The sequence below is a fragment of the Mesorhizobium sp. P160219 genome, assembly GCF_057786095.1.
Map to the genome: position 1 here is coordinate 4,018,333 of NZ_JBYNWG010000001.1, position 23,687 is coordinate 4,042,019.

The 23,687-nt window shown below is 57.0% G+C and carries 16 protein-coding genes and 1 pseudogene; all 17 read right to left on the reverse strand.

Features of this window, described 5'->3' with window-relative positions; all coding sequences use genetic code 11:
• Positions 1 to 139: 139 nt before the first annotated feature.
• Positions 140 to 661, reverse strand: a complete 522-nt coding sequence (locus AC3EMP_RS19440; RefSeq protein WP_352712532.1) for a hypothetical protein — start codon at positions 659 to 661, stop codon at positions 140 to 142.
• Between the two features lie 12 nt (positions 662 to 673).
• Positions 674 to 1,708, reverse strand: coding sequence for a hypothetical protein (locus AC3EMP_RS19445; RefSeq protein ID WP_352712530.1), 1,035 nt, complete (start codon positions 1,706 to 1,708; stop codon positions 674 to 676).
• A gap of 94 nt (positions 1,709 to 1,802) precedes the next feature.
• Positions 1,803 to 1,951: pseudogene (locus AC3EMP_RS19450) on the reverse strand (transposase); the annotation flags it as partial.
• A gap of 619 nt (positions 1,952 to 2,570) precedes the next feature.
• Complete coding sequence (locus AC3EMP_RS19455) at positions 2,571 to 2,795, reverse strand: hypothetical protein (RefSeq protein WP_352712528.1); 225 nt, start codon at positions 2,793 to 2,795, stop codon at positions 2,571 to 2,573.
• Between the two features lie 15 nt (positions 2,796 to 2,810).
• Complete coding sequence (locus tag AC3EMP_RS19460) at positions 2,811 to 3,170, reverse strand: hypothetical protein (RefSeq protein WP_352712526.1); 360 nt, start codon at positions 3,168 to 3,170, stop codon at positions 2,811 to 2,813.
• 219 nt (positions 3,171 to 3,389) lie between these two features.
• On the reverse strand, positions 3,390 to 5,423 hold the full coding sequence (gene brxL / locus AC3EMP_RS19465) for a protease Lon-related BREX system protein BrxL (protein WP_352712524.1): 2,034 nt from the start codon (positions 5,421 to 5,423) through the stop codon (positions 3,390 to 3,392).
• A 3-nt stretch (positions 5,424 to 5,426) separates the two neighbouring features.
• Positions 5,427 to 7,982: a PglZ domain-containing protein gene (locus AC3EMP_RS19470; RefSeq protein WP_352712522.1), complete on the reverse strand. Its 2,556-nt coding sequence runs from the start codon at positions 7,980 to 7,982 to the stop codon at positions 5,427 to 5,429.
• 10 nt (positions 7,983 to 7,992) lie between these two features.
• Positions 7,993 to 10,047 (reverse strand): BREX-1 system adenine-specific DNA-methyltransferase PglX, encoded by a 2,055-nt coding sequence (locus tag AC3EMP_RS19475; RefSeq protein ID WP_352712520.1) that lies wholly within the window; start codon positions 10,045 to 10,047, stop codon positions 7,993 to 7,995.
• Positions 10,044 to 12,056, reverse strand: a complete 2,013-nt coding sequence (locus AC3EMP_RS19480) for an Eco57I restriction-modification methylase domain-containing protein (protein WP_352712518.1) — start codon at positions 12,054 to 12,056, stop codon at positions 10,044 to 10,046. Before AC3EMP_RS19480 ends, AC3EMP_RS19475 begins: the two co-directional genes overlap by 4 nt.
• A 5-nt stretch (positions 12,057 to 12,061) precedes the next feature.
• Positions 12,062 to 15,598 carry a BREX system P-loop protein BrxC gene (gene brxC / locus AC3EMP_RS19485; RefSeq protein ID WP_352712516.1) on the reverse strand — a complete coding sequence of 1,179 codons (3,537 nt, stop codon included), beginning with the start codon at positions 15,596 to 15,598 and terminating at the stop codon, positions 12,062 to 12,064.
• 11 nt (positions 15,599 to 15,609) lie between these two features.
• Entirely contained in the window at positions 15,610 to 16,185 is a 576-nt protein-coding gene (locus tag AC3EMP_RS19490; protein WP_352712515.1) for a BREX protein BrxB domain-containing protein, read from the reverse strand.
• Positions 16,182 to 16,949, reverse strand: coding sequence for a hypothetical protein (locus AC3EMP_RS19495; protein ID WP_352712513.1), 768 nt, complete (start codon positions 16,947 to 16,949; stop codon positions 16,182 to 16,184). Before AC3EMP_RS19495 ends, AC3EMP_RS19490 begins: the two co-directional genes overlap by 4 nt.
• The gene (locus tag AC3EMP_RS19500; RefSeq protein WP_352712511.1) at positions 16,946 to 17,509 is read right to left on the reverse strand and encodes a BrxE family protein; all 564 of its coding nucleotides are present in this window, start codon (positions 17,507 to 17,509) and stop codon (positions 16,946 to 16,948) included. The genes AC3EMP_RS19495 and AC3EMP_RS19500 overlap by 4 nt, the downstream gene beginning before the upstream one ends.
• A 1,217-nt stretch (positions 17,510 to 18,726) precedes the next feature.
• Positions 18,727 to 20,025 (reverse strand): Hsp70 family protein, encoded by a 1,299-nt coding sequence (locus AC3EMP_RS19505; RefSeq protein WP_488494654.1) that lies wholly within the window; start codon positions 20,023 to 20,025, stop codon positions 18,727 to 18,729.
• Entirely contained in the window at positions 20,022 to 21,239 is a 1,218-nt protein-coding gene (locus AC3EMP_RS19510) for a hypothetical protein (RefSeq protein WP_352712508.1), read from the reverse strand. The genes AC3EMP_RS19505 and AC3EMP_RS19510 overlap by 4 nt, the downstream gene beginning before the upstream one ends.
• On the reverse strand, positions 21,236 to 22,381 hold the full coding sequence (locus tag AC3EMP_RS19515; RefSeq protein ID WP_352712506.1) for a hypothetical protein: 1,146 nt from the start codon (positions 22,379 to 22,381) through the stop codon (positions 21,236 to 21,238). Before AC3EMP_RS19515 ends, AC3EMP_RS19510 begins: the two co-directional genes overlap by 4 nt.
• A 210-nt stretch (positions 22,382 to 22,591) precedes the next feature.
• Positions 22,592 to 23,554 carry a hypothetical protein gene (locus tag AC3EMP_RS19520; RefSeq protein ID WP_352712504.1) on the reverse strand — a complete coding sequence of 321 codons (963 nt, stop codon included), beginning with the start codon at positions 23,552 to 23,554 and terminating at the stop codon, positions 22,592 to 22,594.
• Positions 23,555 to 23,687 lie beyond the last annotated feature (133 nt).

Genomic DNA, 23,687 nt, shown 5'->3' on the forward strand with positions numbered 1-23,687 from the left:
GTGGATAGGTGTAGTATTCATCCGTTTTCGATTTCAGTTCAACCTAAATTTCTTCTGACAGAAGATTGTGCCAAAATAACCGAAGGTGGGAATACAGTCCGCAGCCACTCCAGCATTTTGGGTAGGGCCAAGTTTGAGCCTAGCCTTGCGCACTTTGCGTAACCGGCGGCGGGGCTAGTGGAGTGCCCCCAACGAGATTTCGGTTCTCGGCCTCTGCCTCCTTTCGACGTTGAACAGCGAAAAGATAGGTGACGAGGACGCCGGTAACAGCAGCCAGGATCCCAAGGCATATCGAGACCGCTGTCGATAAGTCGTCGATAGACATGCCTGTACCCAGCATGACACCCGGGCGGTTCGAATACGTGAAAGCCCCGAACGCCGCTACCATGGCGATGGCATAAATCAAGATCGGGCCCTTCACAAGGTAGCGCAAGAGGTCGTTATCCGCCGTTACCGGCGGCGGAGGTGTCATAAAAGCGAAGTGGGCTGCGGATCCCAGATATCCAAGGAAAACGGGCGTCACGATCTGCAAGAGATTTATGCTCTGTTTGAACTCGAGCGGTACTCCGATTGCCGGGGCCACCAGCAAAAAGAAAATCTGGACGCCGGTGACGATAAGACTCGCCAAAATCAACCATTTTCTAGCATCGGCTACTGTCATTTTCGTCCCCCGTCACTGGCACACGATGGTATGGTCGTCGGCGCTTGTAACTTGCCCACATGCAGCGACAATGGCTCTTTTGATACGGCTATTGAAAACGGTCGCATACGCGTCTCGTTGCCCGTCATCCAAACCCCGATACTCGAAGATCTTCGACGAAGCCGTTTTGCAGATAAGTGGGTTCGTGCTGGCCCTCAACTGGATACTGTTATCTTCCGTTTGCGCAATATTCACATCGAGATCAAGCGCTTCTCTCCACGTCGGAAGTATTGTCGAATCCCGAAGGCCAGATGTTGATCTAATGTCAATATAGGGAATATTATTTGACACTTCGCGGCGACTGACAGCCAGAGCAAAATCATCAACTAGCAACGTTTGTACCGCATCCGCAAAGCCAACAATACTTTTTTGCGTGACTATGTTATACTCAATATCTATTCTCCCAGACGGAGAAAAACTCGCAGAAACATTGCAGAGATTGATGTAGTTGTTGGAGGATTTCCCATCGCGGCCGCTGGTACGACGATACACCCTATTCGCTGTTACAACGGCGACCGTAACGCATTCGTGGGGAGGTCCAGACCTGCCGTCAACGGTACTCACTGAGCACGAGGCGAAGTGCGTTTCGTTAGGCGGACTATCGGAAGCTTCGACCAGTATCCGACCTTCAACCGGAACGCCATTGAGCGCCTCTCCATACTTGGCCTTGATTTCGTCCATCGAAGATGGCAACCATTCGTCATCATCGAGATAGTCGCCGTCGCAAGAAAAACTTGGGTCGGCAAGTCGCTGACTGATCCTGAGGGTGCTACATTGTTCAGGATTTTTCCCGCAAGTTGCGATGTCACGCGACAGATTCGCCGCGCTTGACTCTACTTCGCTCAACAATACAGGTGTTCCACAGGATGCCGCCGGGTGATCACCTTCACAGCGGATGGGAGCTTTGTAATGGATTTCAGAAGGCTCAGCACCGGAGCTAATTCCCGAAACCATCACGAGCATGAAGAGGTTGACAGAATAAAAGTATGTCTGGACACGAAGAGGCATGCCTGTACACCCCGATTGCAGACAATATGCAGCCTTGGGGCATCAGGCGCAAGCCTACCAGTAGAGAATGGATATGGAATTGATGCTTGGTCGACTGCTCCGGTTTGATCTGTCCGTGACCGGGAGCATGCTGCGGATCGGCCGATAGATCACGCGTCCATTTGCGCAGCGCGTTCTCGTGGAGATCGAGGGTCGCGGGCCGCCTGCGCCATCCCCACGCCTCGACCCTTTCACCTGCCTCACTGCCTCAAGCTTGAACTCGCGGCCAAAGTTCCTTGTAAAACGCGAGAGATCGGCATGAGTGTCCGCTACTGGCGATCTACCAAGAGCTACCGGTTTCGGTGAAAAAAAGCTGACGGTAGTATCCTTGGAAAGTCCGACAGTGTGAAAACCCAATTTCACACTGAGACCGTTGTCGGGAGCCACGGAGTATATGTGGAATGACCGGTGTAGCGGATCCTTGCGCCGATAGCCGCTAGTGCGACAGGGGCGCATTGATGTCCTCCGGTACTTCGTCTCGAACACGATCGAGAAGAGCGGCTTAACGCCCGATCGGACACATTTGATATGGAAACTTTATTCCCTCCGCAGCTTCCGGCACTCAGAGCGCGAAGCCACCACGAACTATTACGGGCTCATCCTCGCATCCCTTGAGCAGTCCGGCGAGTTGGCCCAGGGAGGTGTAACTATCGACTGTCGTCCAGCAGCATCTCCGGGCTGATTGCTTACGAGCTGGAGGAGAGGCGGTTCAAGCAGAATGCCCGGTTGCAGACCATCCTTGGCGTATTGACCCGCGTTCTTATCCAGGTTGGCATCGCCCAGGTTGTAGTCAGCTATCTCGCCGTACCAGCCAGTTAGGACGTCAGGGCTCTTCCGTCTCGGCGATCCGGTAAACCAGGCCGTCCCGTTCGCGGTGCATGCTTATTTCGCGGAAGGCTTTTAGCAATCGTACCGCTGCAGCGATCCTTCGCGTGTCTCTTGATGTCTCAGGGAATTCGCTGCGTGGACCTTCGATCTGGAATTCAAGATTGATCTGCCACTGCGCCTCCTTAGCGCGTGCAGCAAGCTCCTCTAATTTGCGTATCATCGCAGGCGTGACCTGTTAGTTGTCGATTGCCCGTTCTACGAGGTTTAGGCTCTCGGACAACCGCCGGTCTTTGATGGCTTGCTCGATGACAGAGCGAACGACCCTCGCCTTCTTTTTGGCTTCGTCCAGCGCCAGCTTGATTAGCAGTCCTGGTTCGAACACATGCGCGAGCTTCTTGGCGTTGCACCGCCCGCACGCGGGCAGCAGGTTCTCGTAGGAGTTGAGGTCGAACGTCTCAGGTAGTCCGAACGCCGCCAGCGTCTCCTCCAGCTTTTCCCGATCGTCTGCAAGGCTTTCGGGGATGATCCCGGAGCGCGAGGCTTTCGATTTCCAGCAAGCGTTCGCGATGACGTTAGGTCGATGGATGGGCCACACCAGTTAAATTCACTGGCGCTATGATGTAAGTGAGTTCGACCGACTGACCCGGCGGGCTGTGTTGTACGCTCTGTTCATGATGAACACTAACGCTGCCAACCAATTCCCATTGCCATTAGCTTGGCTGATTGTTGGAAGCTTTAGGCACGCAATTCTGTCTCTGGTGTATTTACAACTCTCTGCTACAGGTGCTGTTATGATTCTGATAGGCTCAAGGCTTCAGTTCAAACCCAATGCCTTGAGAGCCGCCGTCTTTGGATCCCCGAAGAACACTGGATCGACGTGCTCCATGACGTCAGCCGTCACTTCCATAAAGCTACGCTTGTTTTCTATCGGTATAAGGGCACGCTTGGCGCCGTTATCCATTCCAACCTGAAGCGGTTCGACCAGCGACCGTACGCCCTTGATGTTTCCCTGCACGCTGAGATCGCCCATTATGAGTGTCGCGGCAACGGCCGGTGCCTTCTTGAGCGCGGAAAAAGCAGCGACGAAGAATGCGAGGCCGATCTCACCCTCTGCGCGATTGTGCATCAGGTCGATGACTTCCACATGCAAATCGGATTCATCCATTTCCCGAGCAATCGCGAGTTCGCCCTTGCGGGTGAGCATGTAGCTGAAGGCTCGATTGATCGACTCCTTAGTCGCACCGTTGATGCCTCCGGCCATTTTGAGCTTACCTGAACCCGTGGAAAGGGAGACCTCGATCCTGAACATGCCGACCGTGCCATCAGCGCCAACGGAAGCGCTATAGACGCTTCCGGGCGCAAGGGGATCGGAGGAAATCATGTTCTTGCCGCCCTGTTCGGGGACGCCGACGAACCGCTCTTCGCCCGTCTCGATGTCGCTGTAGCTGAAAGACGTGTGGTAGTACTCGAAAGAGCCCATCTTCTTGAGCTGCTCCTTGACCCGGCGTCGGCCCTCCATCGCGAAGTCGAGAAGCTCAGCGATATCCGCCTTCGCTGCTTTGCCGTGCGGATGAATGATCTTCATCAGGCCAGAGACCGTTTTCTTGACCGCCTTGCGATCACGGGTGACAAGGTGCGAACCCATCGTGAAGTGGCGGTCGACGATCTCAGTGAAGTTATGCCTCCGCAGATCGCGGAGTGCCTCGGCCAAGTAGTCCACGACGAAGCCATAATGGTCCGTAAAGAGATCATTCCGCATCTTTGGGATCTCCCATCCAGGGAGATAAAAGTGCAGTCGATCAATGAACGCCATGTCGTCGCGAATTACCGTCGGCATGGGTTCGAACAGGTGGCCGGTCTGCACCATGACGTCGATCGGCTGGTTGGTGTTGCCGAACATGGCGATACTTGCTTCGCCCGTGGCCGCCTCCTGACCGCGCTGATATGTGCCGGACTCGCAATAGGTCTTCATCGTAGTGATGACCTCTTTCGGCATCTTTTCGAGGTCGGCCACCTCGTCGAAACCGACAACGTCCCAGATCTGCACGAGACCTTTGGACTTACCTCCCATGTGGCCGAACAGGTTCGCCACTGTGGTCGGGCCAGTCATGAGGGCCGTGTAGGGTGAGACTTCCTGCGTGACGTAGCTCTTGCCGGTGCCGCGGGGACCCAGTTCGACAAGGTTGAAGTTCCGCTCGGCAAGCGGAACGAGACGCGTCAGAAACAAGAGCTTGAGCCGGCGCGACATCTCGCTCGGCTCGTAGCCCATACTCCGAAGGATCAGGTCGATCCACTCGTCGGTCGTGAACTCAGCTCGAATCCTCTGATACTCATTCAGGTCGAAGGCCGCGATCTGGATGGGGGTCAGCTTCTCGATCCGGAATGGATTCTTCCCCTTGTTTTCTTCGTCGTACTCGAAGCGCATTTCCACCTGCGCCCAGATACCCCCGGTTAATAGGCGTTCGTAGTCGCGGATATAGTCGGTGGGAATGCGAACGAACTTGTTCCCGAAATTGCTCAGTTCCGCCCAATAGTCGGAGTCCACCAGGCGGACTTTCACCTTGTCGATGAACGTCCAACGACCCTTCTCCTTGACCTTACTCTGAGCCTTCATGGATTCGTCGGCACGGATGTAGTTGTTGGCCAGGGTATCGTTGACTACACCCAACCCCATCTGAATCGCCATCTCGTCCGATGAGGCGCAGTACTTTCCCAGCAGAAATTCCAAGACAAACACTGGCACGTTGGCGCCGGTCTTGACCTTGCGCACTAGGTCCTTGCGGACGACCTTACCCGCGAACAGCCGGTTGGCCTTATCGTCAAGCTCGTCGCGGACTGGAACACTCATTATCTAAACTCCGAGCCGGACAGGTATCGCGGCCGGCGAGGTATAGAGCACCGCGTCCGTTTCCGCATCGAGGACCTGGATCTTCAAGGACTCAGCTTCATCGTTGATGAGAAGGAAGGCAACGTTGATCGGAGCTCCCGGCTCGACGACCAACACGCCATCTTCGATGGGACCGGTTGAGGTCATCTTCGCCGAGGCGACCTCTCTACCCTCGGCGATGGCAACAGGCCGAACCCTTCTGGCCTCAGCAAAGAGCCCCCCACTGCTTCCGCCCAACGCGATCTCGACCGAGAAGATACGATTTGTCACCGTGTCGAATCCTAGCTTGACTGACAGTGCGTTCTTTTCAACTTTCTGCGATCCATCGCCCGTCATCCGAACGGTCAGAAGCGGGATCACCAACTCCTGGAGTGAGGCCCCACCATGATGGTAGGCGAGATCTCCGCCGGCCTTAAATACGGACACGCTCGCGGGGACAACCACATCGAGATCAGAGTCGTAGCCGAGTTTGACGCCGGTCACACGGATGCTTCCCGGAGGCGTTGCGCCGCCGCGCCCGATCCAACAGCGGCGATGGAGTTCTACCTGCCCCCCGGCAGGGCCGTCGATACGCATCGACTCTTCGCGCTCGGACCCGAAAAACAAGTGACCGTGGTCGGCAGTAACGACGGCATTCTCGATGCCGACGGAGGCCAGTTTTTGCAAAGCCCTGGCCACATCCGCAACTACACCGCCCATGATGCTGCGCGCGTAACGGTTCTCGGTCGATTCACCTGCTTCATCGATCTCGGAAGAGAGCACAACCACGACCTGGGCGCCTGCGACTTTCTTCTTCGTGGCTACCGTCCAGGTGACGACATCGCTCAATCTCAATGTGACAGCGCCCGGTATTTTCGCCTGCAGATACTTGAGGCGTGCCTCCCGGTTGTGCATGAAGGTGCCGTCGATCTGTGAGCCGAGTTTCCCATTCTTTTCGACTACAGAAAAGCTGGAAGATGCACCAGGAAGCAGCGCGGCCATCCCGACGGGAGTAATGGACGGCATGGCAGCAATCGCCGGTACGAGCTTGACCTCGCCTAGCTTCTCGAGGCGTGCCGCCAGCTCCACACCGATCTCATAGCGCATGGCATCCACGATGATGTAGGCGACCGGCTTATGCTGGTTTGCAACGACGTCGGACCAGATCGCGGTCTGATGCACGACGCCGGGCACGGTCCATCCCGCGTTGGCATAAGCCTTTACGAAACCCTCAGCCATCTTGCGGGCAACGCCATCGTACACAGACCGCATCTTGGCGATGGCTTTTTCATCGAGATCGTCGTCATCGATAGCGGCCAATAAGGTCTCTAGTTGGCGCTGTGCTTGGTCAAGGCGATACCAGCCGCTTCCGTCGCCTTGGTCCGATGTATAGCGATCAACCCACTTTTCGGGCTTCCCATTGGCCTTGGAGATCGTCGCCTCGACCCTGGATGCCAGCCCTTCCATCTCCAACATGAGACGGCATGCTTCCCACACACCTTTCCTGGCGGCACTTCGATCGACCCAGAAGCTCTGCGATCTGGTTCCCAAGATCTCCCTTGCGGCATCGGCCTTGCCCGTGGCGATCAGTCTGAAGCACTCCCGAACGACAGAACGCTCCTCAAAACGAAAAGTGTCGATGGAACCCAGGTTTGCGCCCGGAGCGCTATGCTCACCCAAACCGAGTTCGCTTTCGACCTGGTCGGCGAGTGTCTCATAGGCATCAGCGTGCTTAAGCTCGCGCAGACTCTCGGCAATCTTTCTGACCGCCTTCCGTTGGGTCTCGGTGTCTGGAACCGGGACGGTGCCCAAGGAGATGGGAGCTTCGCCAGTCAGGTCGAGACGAAATTCGTTCGCCAACACGTAGCGGGCAACGTTGCTCCGCAGGCGAGCGAGGGTTGCATCATCCGGGAGGCTGAGGCCGATCCTACCTTTCACAATGCGGCAAAATTCTTCAACTGCGCCTTTCTGCTCGATTTCTTCGTCGCGTTGATCATCGAGAATCCAAGCTGCAATGAGCGGGAGAGACTCGGATTGACCGAAAATGCCCTTGAGAATTGAGGCCCCTTCCGCAGTACTGGAATCGTTCGCCAGTTTCGCGAAGTCTGAGTAGGTAAGAGCCTCGTTCTTCACTAGATCGTCGATGGCGACGTCGGTAAATCGTTTCCGCAGGGTTAGGCGGGCCATCTGTTGGAGAGGTGGTTGGGCGTAGTACATCCCTGTCTTCTCAAGCTCCAGCAGGAGTGATCCCTTCTCGTGCCTGCGGACACCTGGAAGATAGATCACGACATCCTCGACGCTATCACCACCGGTGATCGACTCGACAGCATACCGCACTTCCAGGAAGGAACCGCTAAAGCGAACTATCTTGGCTCGACGGCCGCCGAAATCGCCGATCGGCAAACCGTCCTGCTTGGCGCCTTCGACCATCTCGTCGAAGAACGGGACGAATTCCTTCCGCTCATCGTACATCACCACGATTTGGCGGTTCTTTATCTTCTCGCCAATCTGACCGGCGATGTAGTCGTGGAGTGCATGCATCGCCATGTTCCTAGCTCGCCTTGGATTTTCGACCGCCTCTGGTAACCAGAATAGGTTCCGGCGCTTGCAGTAGGCTCTTGAGAGATTCTTTGACGGCTGGGATGGTGCGTTCGGCGATCAGGTCACCGACTGATCTAACTGGCGAGGTGCGTGGTTCCCATTTGCCGTTTTCGTCCTTGGCCCACAAGACGCCTTCCAGATCATGGGCGATTGCAAGGCTACGGTCTTCTGCGCATTTGGCCACGACCCTCTCGGGCCATAGTCGCATCGCCAGATGGGTCCAGTCGTAGTCCCCGCAAATGAGCGAAGCCCAAGTGGCGCGCAGCTCCTTCTGCCAAGCGCGGTTCTGCGGGACCAAACGCCAGAGAGGGCTGAAGTTAACGACTACGCCGTCATCGAGATCAGGGTCCCACAGGGGCGCGACGCGCTTGACCTCATCCAGCAGGGCCGACAGTTCCTCGACGAAAGCCGTCTGGTTCTCGATGGCGCGACTCTGGATGGTGGTCGGCATGAGCCCGGCCTCAGCGCGCAGGGACTCCAACTCGCGCCGCTCATGGGCCAGCTTGGGTTCCACATAGTCGTTCCTGATGCGGAACAACGTGTCCTTGCCGAAGGCGTGAACATAGAGCCAAACCGAGTAGTCGGTCGAGGGTGTCGCCAGCTGCCAGTAGATCGGCGCCTTACGGCGGCTCTTGGAATACATGCGGATGTGAGCGGGAAAGAAATCCTTTGCCAGGATTCGTCGCAACTTGTCCGGCGCCGGCGGCGTCTCACCCACGCGGTCGTAGACGGCGGTCACCCGGGAGGTGAGGTCGTCGGGATGGCCTGGATCATCAACGAAGACGCCTGAGGTTGGGATGAATGGCAAATCGCCCACGGGGAGCATGCCGGGACTATTCGCCGGCAACGGGTCAAAGGGATCGGGTTCCCGAGGTGTAGGGCGCTCGCCGGTGGCGAGGCGGATGTCGAAGCGGCCGAAAGCCACCCCTATGGTCCAGGAAAGAACTTCCTGGTCACCGTCAGTGCTCACTTCGTCGCCGTCATCGCTTTGAGGGGAGGCTACAGCACTTTTCGTTTCTACTTCTACGTCAAGCTCAATTTCAACAGACTCGCTTCTACTCCAGGACTCCAGATTTGTGCGATCTTCGCCTAGAAATCCATAGATGCCAAAGGCGATGTCATTAAGTCTATCTGACAGGTCGGCCTCGTTTTGGTACGTCGGAGCCTTTCCTCTTGCCTCAGAAATAGCTTTTGGAAGCAAATACAGCCTTGATACCTCGGTTGCGCTATGGATTCGCCTTTTCTCATCATAAGCTTTCTTGAATACACCCTCCAATGCCTCACGGTCCACTTTGGAGAGATCTGGCAGCGGTACCGACGAGACATACCCAACTTCATATTGCAGCGTGCGGTCGGAGCCCTCGCCGCCTCTGGGCAGGAGGAGGTGCAAAAGCCCAATATATGCGTCAGAGTTCAGAATTGCGGTCAAAGCCGGCAGATCCGCGTCATCCTCACAAAAGAGCATCGTTCCGGTGTGGCTAAAAATGCTTCCTGGACCCACCAAGGAAAATCCACCCCGCTTAAACGGGCGAGAAGGCCACGTAATTCCCGGTTTGAAATAACTAGCTACGCCCTGAGGCCGTGAATTTTGCTTTCCGGTTATAGGATCATAAAAATTGGTTATTTCGTAGCCGCCGCGCGCCCAATTTACAGTTAGATATATATTTGACGCATACGGCGAGTAAGCGCCACCCTTTGCCATGGGATACCAACTGCGGTTGAGATTCAGAGCCTCAACCTCCCACCAGGCGCGGACAAATCTAAAGTCGTCAGCCGTAGCCAATCCTTGGCGCGCAGTGCGCCCGCTCGACCCCAACGGCGGGAATTTTTCGAAGCTCTGCCTAATGGCAGTACTGGCCCAATAGGCAAATGGCGCTCCCGGGATTCGGCCGAATTCGGAAGGGGACACGTCAACTACTCGATCATCTCTGGTCCTCAAGCTCTCTAGAAGAACAGCCCCTTTTTTCTCAGATGCAACGTCAAGCAAGCGCACAAAGATTGTCACCAGACGGCCTCCAGGCAATAGGCTGCAGCCTCGACTTTGGCTCCGTCGAGGACCCCATAGCCGAGATCAGCCACGATTATTGGAGGAGCGTCCGCTAGCAGGACCTCCTCGCGCCATTGCTTAAGGCTAGAATTAAAGAACCCGGACCGAGACGTGATGGCACCCAGCCGGCCACGCCCAACAAGCATCTGAACGCCTCGTTCGACGAATGCTGCAAAGAGGTTGGATTTGGATCTCGAATAGGCGCTCTCAAATACCTTCTTCGCGTTCAAGCTCCCCGTGCCAAAAGGCGGATTCATCAGCACGACATCGAACCTCTTGGACGCCAGGTCAGCCAGGGCAAACCCATGCGCTGCATCGTCCGCGAACAGGCGCCGGCGTGTGACACCAGCTCCGCTGGCGGCGTCGGCATAGTCTTCCAGCGCACGGAGCACGAGCCGCTCCGCCTTTCCCCAGAAGTCCAGCCCTTCGCCGGGGACTAACCGGACCACCTTCTCGCTTTCCGTTCGCAGGCGGTCGCCAACTAAGCCGAACTCAGAGATGCGGAACAGGGGCATGTCCGCCTCCCATTCTGCCCGCGCCTTTTCTATGGCCTGCGCCAGCGTGCGTTCGATCTTGAGCAACACGCCCAAGTCGCCCGCTAAGGCCATGTCGTCCCAAACGGTTCCTACCAACGAAGCAAGGCTATCGGCCATCGCCCTATTCGTGTGCACAGGTCGTCCCGCCGGGATGTCCAGCGCCCGGCGCATCAGACCCTCCAGCCGGTCCTCCCTCAGCTCGCGGAGGAACTCATCGCGCAGGTCCTGTTCGCCCGGCATGGGTTCGGCGATGACGATGTTGGAGCGTCGGATCGGCCTGCGGGCTGCACGGTCGACGCCGAATTCACGGAAGGCACGCTGGGCTCGCATCCACAGGGCCAGCTGGGCGATCTGGGCGCAGCGGGGGTCGATGTCCACGCCGTGCAGATTGTGCGCCAGGATCAGCCCCGGTATCGCCAGCTTTAGGGCATCCAGGTCGGGGTAGTCGGCGCGCAACGTTGCTCCGGTCACGTCGCTGGGCGGCGAGCCGGGATCGAACCAGGCTTCCTGGTAGATCGTCACCAGCAGATCGAAGGCATAGAGCAGGAAGTGACCCGAGCCGCAGGCGGGGTCGAGCACACGCAGGTCGCGCGGATCTTTGTTCGCCCGCGGCATCCAGACCTCATCCGGCCTGCGGACCATGTATTCGCAGATCTCAACTAGGCCGGTCTCGCCCCCCCGCATCTCGTACCAGATGCGACCCAAGGTGTTGTCAGTGAGAAACTGGACTACGTAGCGAGGGGTGAAAAATTGGTTGCGCACGGCCAGCTCGCGGCTGTTGCGAGGCGCTTGGCTAGCGTCGCGCATCGCCCGCCGCTCGTCCTGGCCATTGAAGTACTGGTAGACCCAGCCGATGGTCTCGTCCTCAGCCCATACCCCCGCCAGGGCCGATGCATTGAGGATGTCGAGCAGCTCCAGAAATGCTGCGCGCCGGGGCCAAAGGGCCGAGGCGGCATCGCGCCGGTCGAACAGCACCTTCACCTCGGTCGAGAGCTCGTCGAAAATGCTCTCGATATAGAGCCGATACCCACTGCCATCAGCGAACTTCGCCCCCGTTGCGAATGCAAGATACTCGTTGACAAAGCCGGACGACGCGTCGCCCTTGGTGATGCACTCTTGGACCAGCCTGCGGGCCTCAAGCATCTTGAGGGCGACGAAGCGATTTAACGTAGTGAAGGCCGCGTCTCTGATGTAGTCGGCGACAGCATCAGCGGGCTTCATACCGGCCATGCGTTTGTGCTCGAGGGCAGCCACGATCCTGGAGCGCAAACCCTTCTGCTGGCCAGTCAGATGAACGCCTGGCCGTTCGCCGACACGACCGTCGACCATGACGTCATAGTCGCCTTGCAGCTGTTCTGCGAAGTCTGCCTCTAGTATCAGCCGCGCTCGTTGGGTGGCACGCTCGATCGCGCTACGGGTTTCCTTCTCCATCTGACTTACCGCACGATCACTTTCTTGCCGGCTCCCAGGAGCTTGGTGAACTCCTCCCGAACCCCCGTCAGCGCCTGCTCGAGCTGCTCTTCATTGTCTATGCCGCCTGCGAAGAACTTGGAAACTGACACTGTCGCAAGCCGCTCGCCTTCCAGGATCTGATGAATTCGCTCAATCGCCGAGGAAAGCCGCCCCTCGCACGCTTCGGTCTCAGATCGAAGATGACGAATTGTTTGATTGTTGAAGTTGCGGTCCGCAGACTGGCGAAGGTTTTTCGACACCTGCTCCTGCTGTGCCTCTGTCAGCCGCTCCCAACCGGGCGTCTGAGTCAGGAGCTGCAGCGCGTCCACGTAAGCGCTGATGCGACCGTCGAGGGCAGCGCCATAGCGCTTCCCGTATTCTGACTGGATAACGGTCGCGGCCTGCTCAATCGCCGCGATCTCGCGGAAGAACGTCTCCTTGCTGAGCCGATCCACGAGTTCCGATCCCTTGGCCGAGATCGCCTCGTCGATATCGGACTCCTCTCGAAGGACAAGAAGCTCGGTGACAACCACCCGCTTGGCGCGGTCCAGGTCCTGAAGCGCCGGCGCGGTTAATGCGTTCGATAGGTCTGCCGCCCGTCTGATCGCGTCCTTGACGGAGCGATGGCTGGCGTTGAAGGTGGTGATCGCATTCTCCTCGCTCCCGCGTCGGATGGATTTGATCTCGCTGACCGCGGTCTCAAGCACGTTGGCGCCGGGCAAGCCATGCACCTGCAAGGTGCTCATGACCGTGCTGATGGCGTCCTCGTGGCGTTCGACCTCGGTTCGGATTTCGGCAGCGATGGCCTGCTGCGAGATCTCCTTGAAGCCGGTACCGAAAGTCGATTTGAAGTTCTCGTCGGCCTCGATGAGTACTCGTTTGTCGATGCTTTTTTTGGGCCGGAAATTAGTCGACCTGAACAGGTTGTTACTGCCAAACGAATCCTTCGCCTGGGTACTTGTGGCGCTGTCGATGGTCACTCCCTTGGAGACGGCTTCTATGCTGCCGGCACGAAGCAGTGACAATGCCAACAGGCGGAGTACCTCGAAGTCCCAACCAAACGGAGCTTTCGAGAACTCGTCTTCCAGCCACTTGCCTGTTGCCTGCTCGCCATAGTTGGCGCGGGCTTCGATTTGGGCAAGGATTTCCGAGAGCGGCGTGACGTCGGTCTTGAAGGTCGGCTTGCTATTCTCATCCCGTAGCAGACGAAGCTGGGAAAACACGGCTGGAAGCCCGTTTAGATTCTCGGCGACGAACAGGGAATCGAGCCCCTTCTTCACATCGACGGACTTTGCCGATGCCTCCGAGAATCGGTCGTAAACCAGCGGCAGCACGACACCAAGCGTCGCCGACGCAGTCTTACCAACGTCGGTGGCCGAGCTATCTGGGCTGCGATCGTTCCCACGAAAGAACATCCGACCGGAGAGCGCGGCGGCCCGCAGCCGGCGCTTCAATTCGTCCTCATGTCGACGAAGACGCTGCTTTTCCTCTCCAATCAGAGCAGCGCCATCGACAGTTGTCATATCGCGGCCCTTCTTCTCGATCATCTGCTGCGAGCGGAACGTTTCGCGGACCTCGCGCTGGATATCGCCATCGATCGTGAAAACCCAGAAGATGGAAGTGGGTTCAGTCTGGCTCCGGACCCGAAGTTCCTCTGCCAGCTTGGCCGCTGTCGCCGCATCCTCGGCGATCTGGATGTTGAAGGTGATGTCGCCGCCGACCTCTGACCTACCGTTGATCATCAACCCGGCCTTGAACTGCTTGGTGTCGCCAAGATTGAACACTGGCGCCGGCGACCAGAAGCTGTTGATCGTCTGCGCATAAATCCGATTGGTGTCCCCCACTTTGGGATCGAACGAATTGCGGGTTTGATCCCAGTCGTCCTCAGCGGGAGTGGGAATCTGATAGCCGTCCTTCTTGTTTCGTACGAACAGCTCCTTCTCCAGCAGAGCAAGTGCTTCACGAACCTCGGCCAGCCGGGAGTCACCGTCGACGCTGGCATGCAGCGCAGCAGCAATGTTTTCGGCAGAACGATGCACGGACCTGACGAATTGCAGCAGGCAAACCGCCTTGGCAACTGCCGGTGCCAGGGGATGAGATATTTTGGACGGGATCAGCGCAATCTTGGCGCGAATGTCTGAAGCGATATTGCCCTCGACCAAGTCGTAGATTTGATCGAGGCGAGCGAGGGCCCCTACCTCGGAATCCGCGAGACGGGTCTGGGGATGAACGAGGAGCTGCTGGGCGAGCTTGATAATGGTGCGGTTGGCACCACCAACGTGCTTGCTGGCACCACTTTGTGTCCTCAGGCCGGAGACGATCTGGATGATGAGATCGATCTGATACGGCAGTAGCGGATAGAGGTCGATGAACGACTGACGGTCAATTTCGGGCAGCGTAATGTCGGCGCTAAGCTTGGTGTGTTGCACCAATCGGCCGCGATTGACCTCGTAGAGTGCGCCGAGCTCTTGTTCTGCACTGCCCAACTTCAGCAGCACACGTTGGCTCGTGACCTCGGAAATGTCAGACGGCTCGAGATGCACTTGCAGCGGGAAGCGATCCATCAAGCGGGCGAGCTCGATCTTCGAGTTCTCGAGACCGCTCACCAGTTCGTTGAGCTTCTCCTGGGACGTCACCACGATCCAGTGCTTGCCACGCCCCTTGACGCCGAGTTGCTGAACAACCGCTTGCAGGTCGAGCATCTTCTGCACGTCCCGCGCGACGAACTGTCCGACCTCGTCGATCACGAACATCAGCGACTGACCGGGTCGGTGCCTGGCCATCAATTCGACAATACGGTCGGCGAGCTTGCCTGGCGATATGTCGGTCTTGTTATTGGCCACGTTGGCCCAGCTGTCGGGAGACGAATACGTCCCTGGCTGCATCCGGTGAAGTGTGCTGCTGGCCTCGCTGGTCGCGAACATGAGGCGCTTCTTGGCGACGTCCCATTCCTTGCCGATCTCGGATTGGAAGGTTGCCTTGAAATGGTCGAAGCTGCCCTGTTGTTCGAGATTGATCTCAAGCTCGGACAGATCAAGATCTTCCGAATAACCCAGGCTTTTCAGGAACAGTCGGTACATGATCTCGCTGAGCATCTGGTTGCCGCTACGAATGCCGCGGTCGGTCGAGACGTCGAAGATCACAGTGTGGGTCGGGATCTGCTCGTTAATCGTCTTGAGGACGACCGCGAGCTTCTGGTCATGTGCCCGGGCGATGAAGCGATCAGCAACCGGTTGACCCAGAACGCTGCGGTTCTCGACGACGAGACCAAGATTTTTGGCGAAGGATGACTTGCCGGACCCGAAGAAACCAGACACCCAGATCGCGATGCCTTCGTGCGGCTTCTGCGGCGTCTGCTGGTAAGCCTCCATCACCTCGACGAAATACCGCTTGATCGCATCGGTGACGACATACTCGTCGATTTCCGCCGCGATGCTCTCCTCCGCGACCTGGTCGACCTTGATTACTTCCTCGATCTTGCGATCAATGTTGTTGGCAAAAAGCGTCGATATCTGCGTCATCAAGGAAACCCTCAAAAAATCTTCGGACGATAATTGTGCTCGGCGTCGAGTACGCCCATAAACCGAAGGCCTGCGGCGCCGTCGAGATCGCCCGGATAGAATAGTATTGTTGGGATTTCGACACGTCCCTTGAGCTGTTCGAGCAGCGAGAACGTGCGGTAGACCGGGAACAGGGCACCGGTACGCACGATGAGCGCGACATCCTTCTTGGGATCGGGGTCGGGTGGCATGCGGTTGGCAACTAGATCCACGAGGGGCATGCGTTCCGCCAGGAGGGCATGAACATCCTCGATGGTCTTGTCGACTCCAAAACGCTTTTCTAGATCGAACCATTCGCTGAGTTCGCCCTCCGACTGCAGCGCCTCGATCAGGCAATCGGCAAGGGAAATCCTGACCACGCGCTTTCCAGCGAGATCGAGACGTGTTTGTAGGCCGGTGACCGCAGCCCTCAACGCCAGCTCCTGCGATGGATCATATTGGAAGATCGCGTAAGGCATGTCGTGGTAGGCACCGATCTTCTCGCGAGGGTCAACCATCTTGAGGATGGGTTCGAGGTCACGGGTGAGCCGAATCTGGAAATCAGTCATGAGGTGATACTTTCGGCAAAGCCCAGCGCCGATTTTTGCGGCAGCGTGAGTTGAACGAATGTTCCCGCAATCTGATAATCGAGTTTCCGGTATTGGTGCAGGCGAAGCAGTGTTCGGTGAACATCTTCCGGCCCCATGTAGGCCAATCGCCAATACTTGCTGCTTGGTACTTTGGTGTAAGTGCCCTCGAATCCGGCGATTTGGTGGACATAAAACAAGAAGACGTCGTTCGACATGGTAATGGGCGCAAAGGTCTTGATTGGCCCGTTCCCCGATAGCATCCCCAAATCTCCAGCCGTCTTGAGGAGATCGCGAGCTGTGCGCTGAACCCCGTAGTCGGACAGAGGCTTCTGCGGGTTTTGGGCAGCCCAGGCATCTTTGGCCAGCTCGCGGACGTCCTCGGAATTAAGGTGGTACCTCCCGGACTGGTACTCGTCATACAGCCAATCCAGCGCAAAGCGCCCAAAAGGCTGCTCGGTTGCTCCAATCCACAGGCGCCAACAATCGCGCCAGTCCAACAACGGCAGACCGCGTTCTGCCAGCACTACTAGCGGCATCAGCAGATCGAAGTGCTTTAGGCGGCGGCTGATAGTGGTGACAACCTCTCGTTCCCAGCCGAGGCTGCGGAAAATTCCGCGGAGTCCTTGTGCAAGATTGTCCTCCATCGCGACTGAAAGGTCCCAGCCAGCGAATAGCCGATAGGTTTCCTCGACAAGAGGTCCCTTTCGAAGCAGGCGTTGGGAGAAGATGGTCGGAGCGGTCATTCCGAACCCATGCGGGCGTAGGGTACAGAAAGGTCGCCAATGGCGGACAGTGAAAAGGCGAGGCCAAGAAGCGCGACCGACCGCCGGTCTCGTCCAAACAGGCTCGGAAGTTGTACCGACTTGCCTTCGTTTGAACGACGAAGGGTAGCTGCCTCTGCGACTTCCTCATCAGTCACCAATTCAAGGCGCGTGAGGACGATGCGAGCGTCTGCTGTGTCGATGGCCGCGATCTGGTCGAAGAATGGCGCCCAAACGGGAGCATCGTCGAGCCAACCCTCCCATCGAGCATCGAACTCATCTTCGATCGCGTCGGACAAATGCCAGAACGTTGCGCAATGCGGAGGGTCGAAGACTTGGGAGCAGCGATGGGCGGCAACAGCAAATACCGACCTTGCTTGAGCGAAATGGTGGGTCCTGGGAAAACCTCGGCTCAGCATCTTCGATCCGTAGGACCCAAGCTGACCGTCGGTGTTCCACCACTTGCCCACGTCCATCTCACCGCAACGCGCAATGCAGGTACGGATCTTCAGCAGCCATTCCAGATCGAGGTTGTTATCCAAAGTCAAAACCCTCCCGACGCACACGTAGCCGCTCGCGTCTTATCGAGCAACTGCCTACGTCGGCGGCACGTCTTATGGCCCTCGTACCGAAATCTTGCCATGCGGCGTGTTGCTATCAGCCGTCGGGAGATGCAGCGGGCGGAAGCCTAGTTCGTCGATTCCCGCGCCGGATTGCCGTCTTTACGCCGGGTCGCAACCGCTTGCTTGGCATGAAGTCATCGGCTGTGAAGCCGAATTTCAGGCCGACTCGTCCCAATTCGACGAAATGTCGGCGAGTCTCGGCGGAAAGTGGGTTTCGACAAGGCGCCACTTGCCAGGCTGGAGGCGAACGGGATGTCGGCAAAGGAAAATCGGTTTGGCAGCCGACACCCCAAAACGGGAGTCCTCCCGGCATTGAAGGAGGGGTCTCAGTGTGAAACACCATTTTCACACTGAGGGCGTTCGCGAGGACGACGGCTGCTGAAGAGCGAACGATCGGGAGTGCTTGAGACAACAAAGCGTCTCGCGCCCCGTCTTCCCTCGGTCTGAGTGAATGGCAGATCGTGCATCGTCAGGCGGATGCTGCGGAAGCTGCCGCTTCAGGCGAGTCGGCCTGGTGCGTAGAAGCACCTGCCGGCAAAGGCAGCGATGCTCCGCACCGCCTCCCACGACAGGCCTCGATAGGTCCAACCGCTTTGATCTCGGTCAGCAATCGCCTACATGAAGCGCATGGCTGATAGAAATCGCGCTCCTCGTGCTGCCTCGACGTTGCCTGTGCGCTGCGGACATCAAAATAGCTCGTTTGGTACTCGCCAATTATATCGCCAGGCACAAGCCTCCAGAAGGCATCCACACGGTTATCGTCGCCGGGCGAAAACACGATGTTTGTGCGCTGAACAATGTTGACCGACCCCGCCGCGATCAGTGTCGGCCCAGTCGCTAACCCGTTCGATTTCTCTGATTTAGGGTTGTCGGAGCGTTTCGCAGGATCGCGTTCTCTATGAGGAAGGGCAAGTGCGAAATCGAGATCGTGAAACTCAGCTTCACGAACATCGCCTCTTGCCGTTGATCGAAGGCTCGCCTTGGCGACGTAGTCATGGTCAATTGTAAGGTCGCAGATGATACGTTCGATAAGTGGACGAGCTGTAGGATCAACCAAGACCACAAGAGTTTGTAGCGTCGTCCTCTTGTCCGAGGGCCGTGGCGTTCCAGGAGACCGGGGCTTTGCGAACTCAATGCTAGCCACCCCCTCTCGGGGATCCAAGCAGTACAGTCGAGAATTCGTTACCGTATGCGTAGCGTTTTCGATCGGTAGTGCCGTGCCTTCGGCGACGAGAGTTCTGATACGTTCCACGCCCGGTGCTATCTGCGCTAAGTATCTCGATCGGTTTGGAAAGACACAACCGAAGACCGTCCGCGGCGATCCATGCGGCCCCCTCCGAGATTATCCTGTCGCCATTTGCTGGTGCCCGGTACCGCCCTGGGAATTTCTCCGCAAGGGCGTTTCGAATCGCTGGCATGTTTACCATTCCACCCGTGGCGAGGCAGAACTCAACGTCTCTTGTCTGTAGATCAGATCTGTCGAGAATTTCGTCGATACGGCCGAGGCCCCGCAGCACAAGATCCCTTGATAGAAAATTCAGTTCATCGCGGGTGATGCCTTCCAAGAGATCTGAGGATGGGCCGTCTGCCTCAAGATACCCGTCTATGATAAAGTCCGTGCTCTCCTTGTCCGGATCAGAGAGATCGATTTTGGCGTTCTCGCATTGGTTCAGAAGCCGAGCTGCCATGCCGGGACGTTCTAGGGCAACTACGTCGGCCAACTTCCACGATTTACCGTGCTTCTCACGGACAAGATTGCGCAGCCTCTCATCAAAGCGATCGCCGCCGACTTCATTGTCGCCGAGACTATCGATCTGCAGGATCATGCCATCTCGAATCCTACAAAGAGTGAGATCGAGCGTCCCGCCGCCCCAATCGAAGACAAGCATCGTTCGGTCTTCGTAGCGTGCTATTTCGCGATCCATGTTCGGTTTTGATCGCAGGTGGGCATAGAGTGCAGCCACTGGCTCGTGAACAAACTGCACGACACCAATGCCGGCCTTCGCTGCCGCCATGCGCAAGGCCCTGCGTTGCGGACCGCCGAAATTAACCGGTATCGTCATCACTGCTTTCGTCACGGTCTCTCCAGCGCGGCCACCGCGCGCCTTGGCGGCGTCTGCGACTAAATGTTTCAAGACCTCGGCTATTGCGTCACATGGATCGATGACGAGGCCATCAACGTATATCGCGCTATCTTGGCGCAGTGCCATTTTGGGTGACCTGACGAAACCCGGAGGGGCGCCTTCAGAGGTGATGTCGAGGTAACTGCGAGCTTGGCGTCCGACGACGATTTCGCTTCCGCGATACCAGAGTACCGACGGATGCGGCCTGTTGGTCTCTATTTCGACCAATGGGATCGGACGACCTTGTTCGTCAATGAGCGTCACCAAACTGTTTGTTGTTCCGAAATCTATTCCGAAAATCTGACCACTCATTTGCCGATCCCCGTTATTGCGTCAATCGCGGAAATAATGCGCCTCTCCGCGGCCTGAAGTCCTCGCAGACTTCCTTCGTCGGCTCGTTTCATAGCTATCTGGACGGCCTCGGCAGCGTCTACAATGAGCCCCTTCACTCTTTGCAAAGACGTGGTGACGTCAGCCTGTCTCTGGGTGGAAGAATGAGCGTGGTGCCTCCTATCGCTTTCCGCCTTCGTTCTTTCTTCTTCGAGCTGTCGCTCTAGATCGGCCTTTTCATCCTCCAAGCGATGAATCGCCTCTTTGTCACGAGCCGTCCGCTCTCGTAGCTCATCCAATGCACCCTTTAGGTCAAACCTCTCACGCCGCTCGACGTCGCGTTCGTGCTTTGCAGCGCGTATCTGGTCGTTGATGAGATGGATAGCCGCAATACTTGCCTGAAGTTCAGCCTTGCTACCAATAGACACCGCTCTTCGGACACGCCCTTCTACATCGCCTTCAACGCCGACGAAGAGGTGGTAGATCTGCGCGACAACATCAGTCACATCCGCGTTACGGCGCTCGAGGAGCCAAGCAATTGCAAGTCGTAGATCATTCTCGGCACGCTTTGCATGTTGCCGGCTTTCCCCGAGAAGCGCATCGGAAATGGCGGTGATGACATAACTCAAAATCCGAGATGGCGACTCTTGGCTCAGGTTAACTTGCGCTCCGACCAATGCGTTGATTCGATCATGGATGAACGGCCAGCCCCATGTGGAAACCGGCCTCAAACTCGACGCGTGGGTGACAAGCTGCCAGAGCCGCGAGCCTTCTTTGTCGTTCTCAGCGACAGCCGCCTCGGCGATCCTGATATCGTCCGGATCGAACCTGCGAAGCTTCGCCGCCTTCAGCGCCCTAACGAACGCTGCAACCTGAACAGCGTTCGGTCCAAAATATACTTGCAGTCTCGGCTCAACCGTAGTCTCGTCCGCATCCTTTTCGGCATGCGCGTCTATAGGTTTCGCATCGTCGGGAACCGAAAGACTTCCCCCGCCGCTAGGTTCCTCAAGGATGGATTGGTTTGTCCATGCTGAATCGTTGTTGGAGGGCGGACCTGCCTTTCGTGAAAGAGTAGCTGTTCCTTCTTTCTGCGGTTCCGTGTCACGCGACGACTGGGCGTCCTTAGGATGCTTATCGCCTTGTGGCTCACCCCGCGGGTTACCCTGACCGCTCGGGTCGATTTGATCTCCACTCATTCGACGTCCTGCCCATTTTCTGCGAGCGCATCCGCAGCCCACTGATCGAAGGGATAAATGTTTGCAATTTGCTGGAGCGGATAACGTGCCGCTTTCCGCCTACCGAGTCGCAATGCGGTCACAGCCCAGTAGGCGAATACCTTTCGCCTATCATCAATAGGGAGAATATCGCTAGCCGCGAATGAACGACATTCGTCTTCCAACAGGTCGCTCCAGCGTTCGGCGGCGGCCATTCGGCAGGCCAGGGCAATTATGCGACTTGTACCGTGGTCGACCGGACACAGGCGCTCGTTTCGCGTCGAGCCGTCGAAACGCTTCATCGACGCTATTTCCGTCGGTCCGCGCAACATGGCATACGCAATCCCAATGTTTCCCGGAGAGGCACCGGCGCGCCCCGAGATATCGTTCCGCATTAGTCGCACGATCGTGCAGATCATCGATGCGAGCTTGCGTTCCACTTGCTCCAGCTTTTGAAGTGCCTCTCCGAAGCGTTCCGAATGCATCGCGTAGGCGGAGAATAGGGAACCGTCGTTCAACCGTTCCTTCAGCAGAAGGGCATGAACATACGCATAGAGGCCTGTGGCATATTCGCTCGCTACACCGGCGCAGCGTGGATCCTCAAGGAACACCCGAATCATATCTGGTGTAGGCGAAGACCGAATAATGTGATGGCGAAAAGCCTCTTCAACTCCAGCAAGCGAAGTCTGATCGGCGACACGAAATTCCAGGCGATACGCCGACACGGCGGGCGCCATTTTTTTGTCGGGCCGATTCTCGAGCCGGACCCTGACAAAAGAATCCACTGCCGCGTCCAGGACGGCCGGTAGTTCGCTCGCCAGTATCGGCTTCTCGGCAGCGCCGTCGATTGCAACGAATGCACTCGTGCAGTTGGTGACGACAAATGACCCCTGCGAGACAATTTTACGATCGACGCCAACTTCATATCCGTTCCACAGGAGGGCCGGCCGCTGCAATCGATGTTCGCTCGACGCGTGCCGCTGCATGGCAGGAAAATCTGGATAAGCGGCATCGCAGAACGGGCAGATAAAAAGGAGAGGTGCCCGACCACCGGGAGGCGGAACCACTTCAGTGTTGGAGTAAATAGCCTCTTGGCTGTCCTCATAGATCCAAGTGATGCCCATCCCACTTCCGTTCCCCAACCTACCCTGTGATTGAATTAAGTCTCTGCATTGTGGGAACGCAAGCAAATGATGCAGATCGGAACCGATAATGCTCTCGAATCGGCTTAGAGTCGCCACTCCTAGCTTTGGGGGAGCCACACGGCGCAGGAGCTCCTGACGACAGCGATCCTGGTCGAAATCACACCTCCAGAATGTTTGTCTGCAATTCGGCTAGGTACGAGCTGTCGGGCGAATTTGTTCTTCTAGATCCTCGTAAAATCCATGCAAAGCCATAGCAGTATTGAGCGCTTCTCGGATCAGGCCATCATTCATCTCTACAAAGTTTGCCGGCGGGCTGCAAACTCGCATTGTAATCACCCTTGTTGCCCCGAGATCGCGCAGGACAGGATTGCTCAGCGCGACGTTGGCAAGCGCTGTCAGGTCGACGGAACTCGGCGGTATTATCAAAGCTCCTGGCCAGAATGAAAGGTCCACTGTCGCCTTCTTGATTTTCCAGTCGATCGTGACTTTCGGCGGAAGGGTCCCTTTGAATACTACCCAATTGGAATTGCTACCTTTGCCGCCCGGTCTCTTCATGTCGAGAATCGGATATTCAGTGTTCGCAATCTGGAAAATTCGGTCCCAAAGAGACGTGACGGCGGGCGCCTCGACGAGAATGTACATGCTTCGTGCCTGTTCGATCGCCCGTCGAAGGAGCCTCGCCCGATGATAAGAGCGGGGCGCTCCGTCGGCTTCCACTGCAGAGGCGATATCTTCGTAAGAGACTGCCGCGTCGAAAGAAGCCACATTCGGATCCCCATCTCGAGAATAGTCTTTCGGAGCGATCAGCATTGAAAAGGCGGCGTCGAAGGGGCCACCAGGGGACACGAGCGTAGCAACTCTCTCTCGATAACGTTCTGGCTGCCTTGGCTGAAACGAGGCATCAATCTTGTTCTCGATCAATAGGGCGCATCTCCGCGATCCAACTGAGAACGTAACCATTACGTCAGTCTCGCCGGAATGATCGACTACAGATAGCTGACAGTCCTGAACATCCATGACCTGCGGCAGCTTCAGCGCTTCCGCGACGAGCCGGCGGACTGACGAGTTGAACAGAAGCTCTTCCTGCAGCAGTACGTCAATGTCCCGTTCGTAGAGGCGGGGTAGGAGACCAGAAGGCTCGATATCGTTCATTCTTGCGCCCGCCGATTTGGTGTAACTAATTGGAACCTAGAATTTCATTCGCCTATGTCTCTTGGCAGCCGTAATGATCTCGTCGTTGTCGCTCAACACAAGGTAGGTGTTCAGTCGATCGGAAAGCTTCGCG

Coding starts and splice junctions, on each gene's coding strand:
- brxL (WP_352712524.1), bottom strand. CDS start 5,423: ATGAGTGTTCCAGTCCGCGACGAGCTTGACGATAAGGCCAACCGGCTG.
- AC3EMP_RS19515 (WP_352712506.1), bottom strand. CDS start 22,381: ATGGGCATCACTTGGATCTATGAGGACAGCCAAGAGGCTATTTACTCC.
- AC3EMP_RS19505 (WP_488494654.1), bottom strand. CDS start 20,025: ATGAGTGGTCAGATTTTCGGAATAGATTTCGGAACAACAAACAGTTTG.
- AC3EMP_RS19440 (WP_352712532.1), bottom strand. CDS start 661: ATGACAGTAGCCGATGCTAGAAAATGGTTGATTTTGGCGAGTCTTATC.
- AC3EMP_RS19445 (WP_352712530.1), bottom strand. CDS start 1,708: ATGCCTCTTCGTGTCCAGACATACTTTTATTCTGTCAACCTCTTCATG.
- AC3EMP_RS19520 (WP_352712504.1), bottom strand. CDS start 23,554: ATGAACGATATCGAGCCTTCTGGTCTCCTACCCCGCCTCTACGAACGG.
- AC3EMP_RS19455 (WP_352712528.1), bottom strand. CDS start 2,795: ATGATACGCAAATTAGAGGAGCTTGCTGCACGCGCTAAGGAGGCGCAG.
- brxC (WP_352712516.1), bottom strand. CDS start 15,598: ATGACGCAGATATCGACGCTTTTTGCCAACAACATTGATCGCAAGATC.
- AC3EMP_RS19470 (WP_352712522.1), bottom strand. CDS start 7,982: ATGCATGCACTCCACGACTACATCGCCGGTCAGATTGGCGAGAAGATA.
- AC3EMP_RS19495 (WP_352712513.1), bottom strand. CDS start 16,949: ATGACCGCTCCGACCATCTTCTCCCAACGCCTGCTTCGAAAGGGACCT.
- AC3EMP_RS19480 (WP_352712518.1), bottom strand. CDS start 12,056: ATGGAGAAGGAAACCCGTAGCGCGATCGAGCGTGCCACCCAACGAGCG.
- AC3EMP_RS19490 (WP_352712515.1), bottom strand. CDS start 16,185: ATGACTGATTTCCAGATTCGGCTCACCCGTGACCTCGAACCCATCCTC.
- AC3EMP_RS19510 (WP_352712508.1), bottom strand. CDS start 21,239: ATGAGTGGAGATCAAATCGACCCGAGCGGTCAGGGTAACCCGCGGGGT.